Genomic DNA, 13,487 nt, shown 5'->3' with positions numbered 1-13,487 from the left:
TCTGAAAAAGAGATGGGTGACCCGAAGACGATCGACGACGTCGAGTTCGGACGCGTATCGATCCGTGACATGGGAGTTTGCCAATGAACACCCCGTATGACGAGCCGAGGACTGCCGACCGCCGTAGGAGCATGCGCGTCGTGGATTACATCGTCGCGGCACTGGCTCGAGAGGGGGTCGGTCATGTCTTCGGTGTGGGCGGGGCGAACATCGAGGACCTGTACGACGCGATTCACCTTTCGGGAGCCGTGAGGGGTGTCGTCGCCAAGCATGAATTCTCCGCCACGACGATGGCCGACGGCTATGCCAGGACGTCGAACCGCCTGGGTGTGGTCTCGGCGACGTCCGGTGGGGGAGCGCTCAACCTCGTTGCCGGACTCGGTGAGGCGTTTGCCTCCCGCATTCCGATTCTCGCGTTGGTCGGCCAGCCACCGATGACGCTGGAAGGAGCAGGCGCATTCCAGGATACGAGTGGGCAGGCGGGGACGATCGACGCGTCGCGGTTGTTCGGCGAGGTGTCGTTGTATTGCGCGCGCGTCGAGTCGTCACTCGACGTGGAGCGCCAACTCGCAGAAGCGCTCTCGGCGGCACACCGTGGTGGGCCGGCAGTCCTGCTGTTGCCCAAAGATGTTCAACGCGATGTGGGGCTGTTTCCCGAACGTCTCGAACAGATCCGAACGTGGCCACTGCGCACTGCACCCGATGTGACACACCTGGCCGACAGGCTTCGCGACGAATACGGACGAATCGTCATCCTGGCTGGTGACGAGGTCGCAAGGGCGGACGCACGGACCGAACTCGGCGAACTTGCGCGCGTACTCGGTGCGCAGACAGCCGTCACCCCCGACGCCAAGGACGCCGTCGATCCGCTTGCGCCGGGTCGGCTGGGTGTCACTGGAGCGATGGGAAATCAGGACGTCGTCGATGCACTGCAAGATTCCGGCGTCTGCCTGATCGTCGGCAGCAGGCTGCCTGTGATGGCGGGCGGCGGCCTCGAGGCTGCAATGGAGAAGACCCTGGTCTACAGCGTCGGCTCCGCGTCCCCGTTCACGCGGGCGCAGCACACGTACACGCGAGACCTGCGTGCGACGCTGCGTCGGCTCGTCGACGAAATCGGACCTGTTGCGTCGCCTGTGCTTCTCGCACAGCGCGATCCGACCCCGCTCGATGTACCCGCCGCCGAAACGTCGGGCCTGCACTACCGGGACGCGGTGAATGCGATCGCCACGGTACTGCCCGCTGGTGTCGACGTGTTCGCGGACGCGGGAAACGCCTGTGCCGCAGTGGTGCATCACCTTCCGGTGGCGGTCGATGGCCGGTTCGTCGTCGCGCTGGGCATGGGAGGAATGGGTTATGCCTTCGGTGCGGCGATCGGTTCCGCTTTCTCGCGCGAGCGGCGAACCATCGCGATCGCCGGAGACGGTGCGTTTTTCGCGCACGGCCTCGAAATCCACACCGCCGTCGAGTACGACGTGCCGGTGACGTTCGTCGTATTCAACAACAACGCACACGCGATGTGCGTGACCCGAGAGCAGGTGTACTTCGAGGGCGCATACAGCTACAGCCGGTTCCGTCCCGCACACATCGCGGCGGGTGTAGGCAAGCTGCTGCCTGGGCTTCCCTCGTACACCGTCGAGTCGAGTTCCGCGCTGATGGACGCGTTGCAGGCCACGATGGGTTCGCCGGGTCCTGCGGTCATCGAAGTCTCTTGTGACGCGGACGAGTTGCCACCGTTCCGGGCTTTCCTGCCCACCGAGCACCCGACCGGGACGTCCCTGTCTCGACATGGAGTACGCCGATGACGAACCAGACCTCCAATCAAGCGGGCACGGCGCTATCCGACCTCCCCGCCGACCTGCCCGGACTCGTCCGTATCGAAACCCACGACCGGGAGGCGATCATGCCGATGATCGTCGATGGGATGCGATCGGTGTACCCGCACGAACAGATTTTCGGGAAGTACTGCACTGTCAACGATTACGTCAACTGCCCACCGGACGAGGTGTTCCTATATCTCTCCCACACCCTCAGCCTCGAGGAGTGGACGTACAGTCTGCGCGGATTTGATCGGACGGACGAACCCGGACTGTGGCTTGCGACCGACCGCCTGGGCGGTGCCACTTACTTGCGAACGGTGGCGCACGCCGATGCCAGGACCGTCGACTACCACTGTGCCTGGGATCAGGGAAAACACCTGTGGATGGTGTATCTGATGCGGGTACTCGACGCGCGCACGGTGCTCGACGTCGACGGATCGGTCGTGCTGTGGACGAATTGTCATCACCCGTTCTATGACGAGAATCCATATCCCGAGACGGCGCCGGAGGGGCGCACCGAGTGGGTGGGCGACCTCTGGGACACGTTCGCACCCGGACACCAACTCGAGATGAGCAATCTCAAGGCGATATGTGAGTACAGATGGGCCAACAACCTGCCGGTGACCCCGACCTGGATGAGTGAGTGAAGAGATGGACACGGTAAGCCTGATCGACATCGCGAGCTATCTGCCCGAGAACCGTGTGAGCGCAGACTATTTCGCCCGATATGCTGCCTCCGACCGCTTGGCGCACAACGTCATGTTCCGGTCGCCGAAATACCGCCACCACGTCGCAACCGATGAGAAGGCCGTCGACATGGCTGAGCGCGCTGTCGCTCCGCTGATCGAACGGCAAGGTTCGGAGACCGTATCGAACGTCGACATCCTCATCACCCACACTCAACTGCCCGATGTTCCCGTCCTGGGCTCCGGTGGAGACCTCGCGCGCCGGCTGGGGATCACTCCCGACTGGGTGGTCGACTTGCACAACGGCGGCTGCGCTGCGTTCGTGTACATGATCAAGTTGGCCCGTCAGATCATGCAGACTTCCGATGCGTCGAGCGCGTTGATCGTGTCGGTGCAGAACGGCGCCGGTCAGTTCTGCACACAGTCGGACGTGCGCACACGGCCGGAATCGGCAATTCCGGGTGATGGCGCCGGCGCGTGTCTGTTGGCGAAGTCGGAGGACGCACCGGTACTCGGACTGGAGTGCCGCACCTACCCGGAGTTTGCCGGGGACATGACCGGCGTGGTCGATCCACCCCGCAAGTACTGGGAGCCGGGCACGGGCCAATTCCGTATCGCCTTCACTGAATCGAAGATCGCGAAGATCTTTGCCAGGGGGAATCGCCTCGTCCCGGAGGTCGCGATGGCGGTGTGCAAGCAGATCGGCATCGCACCGTCCGCGATCGACACCCTGGTGACCAACCAGCCCAATCGACTGTTCCTCCGGAATTGGCGCGAGGCCCTCGAACTCCCGGTGGAACGCCATCCGGACACGTTCGACGAATGTGGGAACCTGTTCGGCGCCGCGATACCCGTGACCCTCGACACCGAGAACAGGGCCGGCCGGATAGCTAACGGGTCACTCGTGATGATGTCGGCATTCGCCCATGCGGGGGATTTTGCGGGCGCCGGAGCGATCCGCTGGGGCGCAGCTCCGGTGGGGGCGTGACTCGACGATCCCGACCTCAGGCCGACAGTGCGTGATAGTCCCGTAGAGCAGCGAGAGTGTAGGTGTAGCGGTCAAGCATGACGTCGATCAATCCGGGGTGTGGTCCGATGGTCGCGGCGTAGGTGATGTCGGGTCCGTAGGATTCGGCAGCGCGGCCGAGGCGGTCCGTGAGCAGTCCCGGTGCGAGAAACCAGGGCGCAACCACGATTCGATCGGCACCCGCCCGTCGTACAGCCGAGATCGCCTGCTGCACGCTTGGTTCGGCTGCGGTAGCAAAACAAGTGACACTGTGCGACCAAGGGGTTCCCGCTACGACGGACTCGGCTATTGCTCGAGTTCGAGCGTTCGCAGCCGGGTTCGAGGAGCCGACGGCAGCGAGAATCACACCGAGCCCGGAGTCCCCTGCCCCGGCAACGGCTTCGACGATACGGTCGCGGACGGCTTCGATCAGCCGTGGGTCCGGGCCGAGCACCTCCGCCTGTTCGACATGCAGGTGGGGATGGCGCAGCCGGACGCCGTCGAGCAGCGTGGGAAGGTCGACGCGGGCGTGAAAGGCGCTGCCGAGCAGCATCGGGACCACCACCGCCGACGTGTGTCCCTCGGCGGCGACCGCGTCGAGGACTTGGTCTACGGAGGGTGCGTTGAGGTCGAGGAAACACAGCCGGACATCGAGGTCCGGGCGCCGCTCGCGAAGCGCCGACACGACAGCCGTCACCACCTGCGCACTGCGTGGGTCACGACTGCCGTGGGCGACAGCGATCAGCGGGGTCATCACATCAGACGCGGTTGCCGAGTTCCACCGCGGAGATGGCGTCCCCGACCAGGCCTGCGGCGAGAGTGTTGCCGCCTGCCGGGTCGATCAAGAGGAAGCTGCCGGTGTGCCGATTGACGGTGTAGTCGTCGGCGACGATCGGCTCGGCAACCCGAACGGAGATCTTTCCGATCTCGTTGAGTTCCAATGACTCCGGGCTGGGATCGGAGGTGAGTTCCTGCTCGTCGAGGCGCTCGGCCAGCGAGCCGACGATGGCCTGCGTCGTTTTCGTGCCGTGCTTGAGCAGCAGCCGGGCACCGGGCCGCAGGGGCTTCTCGGCCAGCCAGCACACAGTGGCGTCGAACTCGCCGAGCGGCTCCGGTGCATCGGCAGCCGACACGATGACGTCGCCCCTGGAGACGTCCACGTCGTCGGCGAGTACGACGGTCACGCTGCGGCCCGCATGCGCGACATCCAATTCTCCGTCGGCCGTGTCGATCCGCTCGACCGTGGTTCGCACACCTGACGGAAGGATGACGATCTCGTCGCCCGGACGCACTTCGCCGGCAGCGATCTGCCCGGCATAACCGCGGTAGTCGGGGAACTCGGTTGTGCGCGGCCGGATCACGTATTGCACGGGGAATCGAAGGCCTACCCGATGCGGTTCGGCGTCCACCGGCACAGACTCGAGGTGCTCGATGAGCGTCGGACCGTCGTAGTACGGCGTGTTCACCGAGCGCTCGGCTACGTTGTCGCCGTTGAGTGCGGACACCGGGATCTCGAGGACGTCTTCCGGCGACCAGCCCAGCGACCGCGTAAGGGAGTTGAACTCGGCTGAAATGTCCGCGAACACAACTGCCGGGTCCTCGACGAGGTCGATCTTGTTGACCGCGAGCACCAGCTTGGGAACGCCGAGCAGTGCCAGCACGGCTGCGTGCTTGCGGGTCTGCGCGACGACGCCCTTACGGGCGTCGACCAGCAGGATCACCAGCTGCGCTGTGGACGCACCGGAGACTGTGTTGCGGGTGTACTGCACGTGCCCCGGGGTGTCGGCGAGCACGAACGAGCGGCGCGGGGTCGCGAAGTACCGGTACGCCACGTCGATGGTGATTCCCTGCTCGCGCTCGGCGCGCAGGCCGTCGACGAGGAGCGAGAGATCGGGCGTGGACAGTCCCTTGTCCACTGACGCGCGGGTGACGGCGTCGATCTGATCGGCGAGAACCGATTTCGTGTCGAACAACAGCCGGCCTACCAGGGTGGACTTGCCGTCGTCGACGCTGCCCGCCGTCGCGAGACGCAGCAGTTGCGTCTCGCTTCGCAGGCTCCGCTCGGGCTGATTCTCGCTTCGCAGGCTCCGCTCGTGAAGATCGCTCATGGTCAGAAGTAGCCCTCTCGCTTGCGGTCTTCCATGGCCGCTTCGGAAACTCGGTCGTCGCCGCGGGTGGCGCCGCGCTCGGTGAGGCGCGATGCCGCGACCTCGGCGAGGATCGCCTCGTTGTCGGCGGCCTCGGACAGCACAGCGCCGGTGGTGGAGCCGTCGCCGACGGTGCGGTAGCGCACCAACCGGTTTTCGAGCACCTCGCCCTCGTTGGGTCCGCCCCACACACCCGGGGTCATCCACATGCCGTCGCGCGAGAACACCGGGCGCTCGTGCGCGTAGTAGATGCTCGCGAGCTCCACGTCGTCACGGGCGATGTAGCGCCAGATGTCGAGCTCGGTGAAATTGCTCAGCGGGAACACCCGAACCTGCTCACCGGGGGAGTGCTTGCCGTTGTACAGGTTCCACAGCTCCGGGCGCTGCTTCTTGGGATCCCATTGGCCGAATGCGTTGCGCAACGAGAAGATCCGCTCTTTGGCGCGGGAACGTTCCTCATCGCGGCGTCCGCCGCCGAAGACGGCGTCGAAGCGGTTCTCGGCGATGGCGTCGAGCAGCGGGACGGTCTGCAGGGGGTTGCGGATTCCGTCCGGTCGTTCGGTGAGGCGACCGTCGGCTAGATAGTCCTCGACCTTCGCCACGTGCAGGCGGAGGTTGTACTTCGACACGACGTGGTCGCGGAAAGCGAGGACCTCGGGCAGGTTGTGGCCGGTGTCGACGTGCAGCAACGCGAACGGCAACGGTGCCGGCCAGAACGCTTTTATCGCCAGATGCAGCAGCACCGTCGAGTCCTTGCCGCCCGAGAACAGGATCACGGGCCGCTCGAATTCGCCCGCCACCTCGCGGAAGATGTGGATCGCTTCCGATTCGAGGGCGTCGAGGGTGTCGAACTGGGATCCGTCGAGCCGTGGCCGCGCCAAGGTCGGGGAGGGGGAGATGTCGATTGTCATGAGGAGTGCAACCCGCATTCTGTCTTGGCCCTACCGGCCCAGCGACCGCTGCGTGGATCACTGCCGGGGGCAGGCTTGCTGGTGCACGGAGCGCACCCGATGGACGGATAGCCTTCGTCGACGAGTGGATTCACCAGAATCGAGTGCTCGTCGATGTAGGCCTGCATCTCGTCGTCCGACCACGCGGCGATCGGGTTGATCTTCACCAGCCCGAAAGCCTCGTCGAACGAGATCAAGGGAGCGTTCGCGCGGGTCGGGGCCTCCACCCGCCGGACGCCGGTGACCCACGCCTGGTAGCCGGCGAGAGTCTTCTTCAACGGCGCAACCTTGCGCAATGCGCAGCACCGGTTGGGGTCGCGGGCGAAGAGGTCCTTACCCTCCGCGGCGTCCTGTTCGGCCACAGACGCCTCAGGCTTCGCGTTGATGACGTTCACGCCGTACACCTGCTCCACCGCGTCGCGGGTCCCGATGGTCTCGGCGAAGTGATAGCCGGTGTCGAGGAACAGAACGTCCACCCCGGGGTGTACCTGGGCGGCAAGGTGCACGAGTACGGCGTCCTGCATGTTCGACGCCACGATGTAGCCGTTTCGATCCCCCGTCGCTGCGCTCGCGCTGTAATTATCCCCCGTCGCTGCGCTCGCCCCGACCGAGAAGGTGTCCTCGGTCCACTGCAGTAGTTCCTGCGCTGTGGCGCCTTCGAGGCTCGCCGCGCCCTCTGCAGCGATCCGCCGAAGGTCCTCCTGGCTAGCTGTTGTCAAGTTTGTCGCGGTCATCGCAGGTCTCCTTCGTCAGCGCGCACGATCCATTCAGCAAAGCGTTCGCCCTCGCCCCGCTGCTTCACGAACTGCCGGACGACTCGGTCGATGTAGTCGCCGAGTTCTCCGGCGGTCACCTTGTGCTGGCGTAGTTTCCGGCCGAAGCCGCTGTCGAGGCCGAGGCTGCCGCCGAGGTGGACCTGGAAGCCCTCCACGTGGTTGCCTTCGCCGTCGTCGACGAGCTGTCCCTTGAATCCGATGTCGGCGATCTGTGAACGCGCGCACGAGTTGGGGCAGCCGTTGATATTGATGGTTATGGGCACATCGAGCTGAGCATTGATGTCTTCCAGGCGCCGCTCGAGTTCCGGAACGAGGACTTGCGAGCGCTTGCGGGTCTCGGCGAAGGACAGCTTGCAGAACTCGATGCCCGAGCAGGCCATCAGGTTCCTGCGCCAGTGCGACGGACGGGCGGGAAGACCGATCTCGTCGAGATCGGTGATCAGCTGTTCGAGCTTGTCGTCGGCGACGTCGAGGATGATCAGTTTCTGGTACGGCGTGAAGCGGATCTTGTCGCTGCCCGCGCGCTCGGCGGCGTCGGCGACCTTCGCCAGTGTCGTCCCGGACACACGGCCGGCGATGGGGGCGACCCCGACCGCGTTGAGGCCGTTCCGAGTCTTCTGCACGCCGACGTGGTCGATCGGGCGTGCGGGCTTCTCGGGGGCGGGGCCGTCGATCAGCTTGCGCCCGAGGTACTCCGTCTCGAGCACCTCGCGGAACTTCTCGATTCCCCAGTCCTTGACGAGGAACTTGAGCCGAGCCTTCGATCGCAGCCGCCGGTACCCGTAGTCGCGGAAGATCGAGACGACTGCTTCCCAGACGTCGGGCACCTCTTCGAGCGGAACCCAGACGCCGACGCGCTTCGCGAGCATCGGGTTGGTGGACAGGCCGCCACCGACCCACAGGTCGAGGCCGGGACCGTGCTCGGGGTGGTTGACGCCGATGAACGCGACGTCGTTGATCTCGTGCACGACGTCCTGCTGACCCGAGATCGCGGTCTTGAACTTGCGCGGCAGGTTCGAGTACTCGGGCTTGCCGATGTAGCGGCGGACGATCTCCTCGATCGCGGGAGTCGGGTCGAGCACTTCGTCGAAGGACTGGCCTGCCAGTGGCGAGCCGAGCACGACGCGCGGGCAGTCTCCGCACGCCTCGGTGGTCTTCAGGCCGATGCCCTCGAGACGCTTCCATATCTCCGGGACGTTCTCGACCTCTATCCAGTGGTACTGGACGTTCTCGCGGTCGGACAGGTCTGCGGTGTCACGGGCGAACTCTGTGGAGATACCGGCGAGGGTGCGCAACTGCTCGACGTTCAGAGCGCCGGCGTCGCAGCGCACGCGCATCATGAAGTACTCAGCCTCGAGGAGGTCGATGTTCTCGTCACCGGTGTAGGTGCCGTCGTAGCCCTGCTCGCGCTGGGTGTAGAGGCCCCACCAGCGGAAGCGGCCCCGCAGATCACTCTTGTCGATGCTGTCGAACCCCTGGTGCGCGTATATGTTCTCGATTCGGGCCCGAACGTTGAGCGGGTTGTCGTCTTTCTTGTTCTGCTCGTTGGGGTTGAGCGGCTCGCGGTACCCGAGCGCCCACTGACCCTCGGCGCGTCGCTTGACCGGCTTGGGCGTGCGTGTCCGCGTGGGCGCGGCAGCTGTCTCGGCGGTAGCGGGGGATGCGTCGGCGGTCGACGTCATTAAGCACTCCTGAATCTCACTGTGCACCGGCCGGAACGGCAGGGGGATTGATCCTCGCTCAGCGCATTCGAATTTGGCCGGAACTCGAGAAGAAATGAACGGGCTGACAGGCTGATTTATTGCCCGAAGGGCATACAGCTGCAGCTGCAGACACGCTTGAGGTCGACGTGGCGCCGCGCCACAAGTCGCACTCCCTGTCCGATCATGCGCTCCAGTGTGCCACGTTGGAGCGCTGATACAGAGTCGGGCACCGAATGTTCGCCGATAGTGTGGGATATATCGCGTTGAAGGGCATTGCGGCACTTGGGCGAACAAACCGCTCCCGACACCTGGAAGACTAGCGGGGTGAGTGGCGTGAGCACTATAGATGACAGTCGGCAGGAGTCTGCAGGGTTCGTGCTGCCGGAGCAGGCGCTGACGGAGATCGGAAACCGACCGTTCGGGATCTATGTGCACGTGCCCTTCTGTGCCACGCGTTGCGGGTACTGCGACTTCAACACATACACAGCCGGCGAACTGGGCACGTCGGCATCGCCGCAGTCGTGGATGGAGGGGCTGCGCCGCGAACTCGACTTCGCCGCGAAAATGACGGGGGCTCCGGTCGTCGACACGGTATTCGTCGGAGGCGGTACCCCGTCTCTTCTCGGAGGCGACGGACTGGTGGACGTCCTCGGTGCGATCCGCTCGAGTTTCTCGTTGGCGGCCGGCGCCGAGGTGACCACGGAATCGAATCCGGAATCGACGTCGCCAGAGTTCTTCGACTGCCTGCGAAGCGGCGGATTCACGCGGATCTCGCTCGGCATGCAATCGGCGGCGCCGCACGTGCTCAAAGTCCTGGACCGCACCCACACGCCGGGGCGCGCGACGGCGGCGGCGCAGGAGGCGCGGGCGGCGGGGTTCGAGCACGTCAACCTCGACCTCATTTACGGGACACCGGGAGAACGAGACGAGGATCTCGATGCGTCGCTGGATGCGGTGCTCTCGGCGGGGGTGGACCACGTGTCCGCCTATGCGCTGATCGTCGAAGACGGCACGGCGCTGGCCAGGAAGGTCCGCCGTGGCGAACTGCCCGCACCCGACGACGATGTCCTTGCCTCGCGATACGAGCGCATCGATGCGCGCCTCACGGATGCGGGACTGACCTGGTACGAAGTGTCGAACTGGGCGCGGGAGGGCGGTGCAGCTCGCTTGGCGAGCGGAGCGGCGGGGGAATCTCGCTTGGCGAGCGGAGCGAGGGGGGAAGCTCGCTGCAGGCACAACCTGGGGTACTGGGACGGCGGGAACTGGTGGGGCGCCGGTCCGGGCGCGCACAGTCACGTCTCGGGGGTGCGCTGGTGGAACGTCAAGCATCCGGCGCGCTATGCGGAACAGTTGGCGGCGGGCAGATTGCCGGTCGGGGGAAGCGAGCAGTTGACTGCCGACGATCTTCATGTCGAGCGGGTGATGCTGACGACCCGGCTGCGGACGGGACTGCCGATGGCGGAACTCGATGCCGGGGAGCGGCGGGCCGCCGAGGAAGTTGTGGCCGACGGGCTGCTGGCGCGCGAAGGCGACCACTTCGTGCTGACCGACAAGGGACGACTTCTGGCCGATGCAGTGGTCCGGACCGTTCTGCAGTAGGCGTCAGCCGGTGACCATGCCGGGTAGCTCGTCGAAGTCGAAGACGCGCGCGTGCAGTACGACGCGATTGCGCAGGGCCGAACGCACCGCCCGGTGTAGCCCGTCCTCGAGGTAGATGACCCCGTGCCAGCGCACGGCGTGCGGGAACAGGTCGCCGTAGAATGTCGAATCCTCGGACAGCAGTCGGTCGAGTTCGAGAACCTTGGTGGTGGTGACGATCTCGTCGAGGCGCAACTGCCGAGGAGGGATCTTGGACCAGTCGCGTTGGGACAGCCGGTGGTCCGGGTACGGCTTACCGTCCATGACGCCTTTGAAAATCATCGCCAAGTCATCCCGCTGGATCGCCCGCATCGCTTGCACGTTTTCGGTCCCCACAGTAAGGGTAGGGCGGGAAACGGCGGTGCGCCGATTAGACTGGACCGAGACGAGAAGCACGTGCGTATGCACGAAAGCTCAGGGGAATGCGACGGCCGATTCGAATGGGAGTTCGGTGAGGCGGCCGCGCGTAGCTATTGAGATCTGGAGGTGAATGGCGATGCCGAGTACGGACGACAGGCGGTTCGAGGTTCTCCGCGCGATCGTCGCCGACTACGTCTCCACGCAGGAGCCGGTGGGCTCGAAGGCGCTGGTGGAGCGGCACAACTTGGGTGTTTCCAGTGCCACTGTGCGCAACGATATGGCGGCACTCGAGAGCGAGGGCTACATAACCCAGCCGCACACGAGTTCCGGTCGTGTCCCGACCGACAAGGGCTACCGCGAGTTCGTCGACCGCATTGCCGACGTGAAGCCGTTGTCGAACGCCGAACGCCGCGCGATTCTCGATTTTCTCGAGTCCGGTGTCGATCTGGACGACGTTCTCAGGCGTGGTGTGCGCCTCCTCGCGCAACTCACCCGGCAGGTCGCGGTTGTGCAATATCCCACACTGTCGGCCTCGTCCGTGCGGCACCTCGAGGTGGTGGCGCTGACCCCCGCCCGCCTGCTGCTGGTGCTCATCACCGATTCGGGCCGGGTGGATCAGCGCATCGTCGAACTCGGTGAACCGCTCGATGACGAGGACCTGTCTCGGCTGCGCAGTCTGCTCGGTGGCGCGTTGGACGGCAAACGGTTGGCGGCGGCGTCGATCGCCGCCTCGGAGCTGGCCAACGAGGCCCCGGATGGTCTGCGTGACGCCGTGATCCGGTCAGCCACGGTGCTGGTGGAGACCCTCGTGGAACACCCCGAGGAGAGACTGGTTCTGGGCGGCACCGCAAACCTGACCCGCAATGCCGCAGACTTCGCGGGAATCGGCGGATTCCCGGGTTCGCTGCGAGCGGTGCTCGAGGCGCTCGAGGAGCAGGTGGTAGTCCTCAAACTACTGGCGGCCACCCAGGACGCGGGCACCGTCACGGTGCGGATCGGGGAGGAAACTCAGGTCGAGCAGATGCGCGGTACATCGGTCATCTCCACCGGTTACGGTGCGGCAGGCACGGTGCTCGGCGGGATGGGTGTGCTCGGACCCACTCGCATGGACTATCCGGGAACAATCGCGTCGGTCGCAGCCGTTGCGAGATACATCGGCCAGGTGCTCGCCGAGCGCTGACGGTCGGCCGCACCCGGCGGCGGGCGACCAGTGGTGAGATGACGAAGTAGAGAAGGACGAGAGACTCAAGGTGGCACGGGACTACTACGCAACGCTCGGCGTCGACAAGAAGGCGACCGATCAGGAGCTCAAGCGGGCGTACCGCAAACTCGCGAGGGAACTGCATCCCGACGTGAACCCGGACGAAGCGGCGCAGGCCCGGTTCCGGGAGATCTCGACGGCCTACGAGGTGTTGTCGGACCCTGAGAAGCGGCGCATCGTCGATCTCGGCGGCGATCCGCTGTCTGCCGGCGGCGGGGGTGCCGGCGGTTTCGGCGGTGGTTTCGGGGGCGGCGGCCTCGGCGACGTGTTCGAGGCGTTCTTCGGCGGCGGGGGCGGCGCCGGTCGCGGTCCGCGTGGCCGGGTGCAACCGGGCGCCGACGCTCTCCTGCGCACCAAGCTGACATTGGCCGAGTGCGCGACCGGCGTGAGCAAGCAGGTCACTGTCGAGACCGCGATCCTGTGCGACGTCTGCACGGGTTCGGGAACCAAGGGCGACTCGAAGCCGGTGCGGTGTGAGACATGTGGCGGTGCGGGTGAGGTTCAGTCGGTGCAGAGGTCGTTCCTCGGCCAGGTCATGACTTCCAGGCCCTGTCCTACTTGCCGCGGTGTCGGCGAGACCATCCCGGACCCGTGCACCAAGTGCAGCGGTGATGGACGGGTGCGTGCCCGCCGCGACATCACGGTGAAGGTGCCCGCCGGTGTTGCCGGTGGGATGCGAATCCGGCTTGCTGCACAGGGTGAGGTCGGTCCCGGCGGCGGTCCCGCCGGAGACCTGTACGTCGAGGTGATCGAGCAACCGCACGAGGTGTTCGTCCGTGACGGCGAAGACCTGCACTGCACGATCCGGGTTCCGATGATCGATGCCGCTCTCGGCACTGCCGTCACGATCGACACGATCATGGACGGACCCAAGGAGATCACCATCGAGCCCGGGACCCAGCCCGGGGCGGTCACCATTCTGCGCGGGCACGGCATGCCGAAGCTGCGGTCGGGAATACGCGGCGACGTGCACGCACATCTCGAGGTCGTGATTCCCTCGAGGCTCGACCACAAGGAGACGAAGCTCCTGCAGGAACTGAAGGGCCTGCGCGAACGCGACACTGCGGAGGTCGTGTCGACCCAGTCCCAGCACAGCGGTGGGCTGTTCTCACGCCTGCGTGAAGCATTCAGCGGTCGCTGACC

At 65.5% G+C, this 13,487-nt stretch carries 12 protein-coding genes; 6 read left to right on the top strand and 6 right to left on the bottom strand.

What is annotated here, in order from left to right:
* The first annotated feature begins 83 nt into the window (after window positions 1-83).
* The 3 genes from BFN03_RS10415 to BFN03_RS10405 are packed head-to-tail and all read left to right on the top strand — an operon-like array spanning window position 84 to window position 3,491.
* The gene (locus BFN03_RS10415; RefSeq protein WP_070378943.1) at window positions 84-1,802 is read left to right on the top strand and encodes a thiamine pyrophosphate-binding protein; all 1,719 of its coding nucleotides are present in this window, start codon (window positions 84-86) and stop codon (window positions 1,800-1,802) included.
* On the top strand, window positions 1,799-2,464 hold the full coding sequence (locus BFN03_RS10410; RefSeq protein WP_070378942.1) for a hypothetical protein: 666 nt from the start codon (window positions 1,799-1,801) through the stop codon (window positions 2,462-2,464). Before BFN03_RS10415 ends, BFN03_RS10410 begins: the two co-directional genes overlap by 4 nt.
* A gap of 4 nt (window positions 2,465-2,468) precedes the next feature.
* Complete coding sequence (locus BFN03_RS10405; RefSeq protein ID WP_070380808.1) at window positions 2,469-3,491, top strand: 3-oxoacyl-ACP synthase III family protein; 1,023 nt, start codon at window positions 2,469-2,471, stop codon at window positions 3,489-3,491.
* A 16-nt stretch (window positions 3,492-3,507) separates the two neighbouring features.
* Here the strand turns inward: BFN03_RS10405 and BFN03_RS10400 are convergent, their stop codons facing one another.
* From BFN03_RS10400 to BFN03_RS10380, 5 genes are read right to left on the bottom strand one after another with little or no spacing between them, the layout of a single operon-like run.
* The gene (locus BFN03_RS10400) at window positions 3,508-4,263 is read right to left on the bottom strand and encodes a sirohydrochlorin chelatase (RefSeq protein ID WP_070380807.1); all 756 of its coding nucleotides are present in this window, start codon (window positions 4,261-4,263) and stop codon (window positions 3,508-3,510) included.
* Between the two features lie 4 nt (window positions 4,264-4,267).
* Window positions 4,268-5,617, bottom strand: a complete 1,350-nt coding sequence (locus BFN03_RS10395; protein WP_084385582.1) for a sulfate adenylyltransferase subunit 1 — start codon at window positions 5,615-5,617, stop codon at window positions 4,268-4,270.
* Between the two features lie 2 nt (window positions 5,618-5,619).
* A complete protein-coding gene (gene cysD, locus BFN03_RS10390) occupies window positions 5,620-6,567 on the bottom strand; it encodes a sulfate adenylyltransferase subunit CysD (protein ID WP_070380805.1) in 948 nt (315 codons plus the stop codon).
* Window positions 6,564-7,340 (bottom strand): phosphoadenylyl-sulfate reductase, encoded by a 777-nt coding sequence (locus BFN03_RS10385; protein WP_070378941.1) that lies wholly within the window; start codon window positions 7,338-7,340, stop codon window positions 6,564-6,566. The genes cysD and BFN03_RS10385 overlap by 4 nt, the downstream gene beginning before the upstream one ends.
* On the bottom strand, window positions 7,337-9,064 hold the full coding sequence (locus BFN03_RS10380; RefSeq protein WP_070378940.1) for a nitrite/sulfite reductase: 1,728 nt from the start codon (window positions 9,062-9,064) through the stop codon (window positions 7,337-7,339). The genes BFN03_RS10385 and BFN03_RS10380 overlap by 4 nt, the downstream gene beginning before the upstream one ends.
* A gap of 354 nt (window positions 9,065-9,418) precedes the next feature.
* Here BFN03_RS10380 and BFN03_RS10375 point away from each other — a divergent pair, with 354 nt between their 5' ends.
* A complete protein-coding gene (locus tag BFN03_RS10375) occupies window positions 9,419-10,684 on the top strand; it encodes a coproporphyrinogen-III oxidase family protein (RefSeq protein ID WP_442971844.1) in 1,266 nt (421 codons plus the stop codon).
* 3 nt (window positions 10,685-10,687) lie between these two features.
* Here the strand turns inward: BFN03_RS10375 and BFN03_RS10370 are convergent, their stop codons facing one another.
* Window positions 10,688-11,005 carry a type II toxin-antitoxin system VapB family antitoxin gene (locus tag BFN03_RS10370; RefSeq protein WP_070380804.1) on the bottom strand — a complete coding sequence of 106 codons (318 nt, stop codon included), beginning with the start codon at window positions 11,003-11,005 and terminating at the stop codon, window positions 10,688-10,690.
* Between the two features lie 214 nt (window positions 11,006-11,219).
* On the opposite strand from BFN03_RS10370, the gene hrcA reads away from it, so the two are divergent.
* Together hrcA and dnaJ are read left to right on the top strand one after the other, a co-directional pair.
* Window positions 11,220-12,263: a heat-inducible transcriptional repressor HrcA gene (gene hrcA / locus BFN03_RS10365; RefSeq protein WP_070380803.1), complete on the top strand. Its 1,044-nt coding sequence runs from the start codon at window positions 11,220-11,222 to the stop codon at window positions 12,261-12,263.
* Between the two features lie 70 nt (window positions 12,264-12,333).
* Entirely contained in the window at window positions 12,334-13,485 is a 1,152-nt protein-coding gene (gene dnaJ, locus BFN03_RS10360; RefSeq protein WP_070378938.1) for a molecular chaperone DnaJ, read from the top strand.
* Window positions 13,486-13,487: the final 2 nt, after the last annotated feature.

Source organism: Rhodococcus sp. WMMA185 (genome assembly GCF_001767395.1).
Taxonomy (GTDB): domain Bacteria; phylum Actinomycetota; class Actinomycetes; order Mycobacteriales; family Mycobacteriaceae; genus Rhodococcus_F.
The sequence above is the reverse complement of the archived record's forward strand: the minus strand, read 5'-3'. Positions and strand labels throughout refer to the sequence as shown.

Excerpts from the sequence above, each read along its gene's own strand:
- BFN03_RS10385 (WP_070378941.1), bottom strand. The coding sequence starts at position 7,340 with ATGACCGCGACAAACTTGACAACAGCTAGCCAGGAGGACCTTCGGCGG.
- cysD (WP_070380805.1), bottom strand. The coding sequence starts at position 6,567 with ATGACAATCGACATCTCCCCCTCCCCGACCTTGGCGCGGCCACGGCTC.
- BFN03_RS10415 (WP_070378943.1), top strand. The coding sequence starts at position 84 with ATGAACACCCCGTATGACGAGCCGAGGACTGCCGACCGCCGTAGGAGC.
- BFN03_RS10370 (WP_070380804.1), bottom strand. The coding sequence starts at position 11,005 with ATGATTTTCAAAGGCGTCATGGACGGTAAGCCGTACCCGGACCACCGG.
- BFN03_RS10410 (WP_070378942.1), top strand. The coding sequence starts at position 1,799 with ATGACGAACCAGACCTCCAATCAAGCGGGCACGGCGCTATCCGACCTC.
- hrcA (WP_070380803.1), top strand. The coding sequence starts at position 11,220 with ATGCCGAGTACGGACGACAGGCGGTTCGAGGTTCTCCGCGCGATCGTC.
- BFN03_RS10380 (WP_070378940.1), bottom strand. The coding sequence starts at position 9,064 with ATGACGTCGACCGCCGACGCATCCCCCGCTACCGCCGAGACAGCTGCC.
- BFN03_RS10405 (WP_070380808.1), top strand. The coding sequence starts at position 2,469 with ATGGACACGGTAAGCCTGATCGACATCGCGAGCTATCTGCCCGAGAAC.
- BFN03_RS10395 (WP_084385582.1), bottom strand. The coding sequence starts at position 5,617 with ATGAGCGATCTTCACGAGCGGAGCCTGCGAAGCGAGAATCAGCCCGAG.
- BFN03_RS10400 (WP_070380807.1), bottom strand. The coding sequence starts at position 4,263 with ATGACCCCGCTGATCGCTGTCGCCCACGGCAGTCGTGACCCACGCAGT.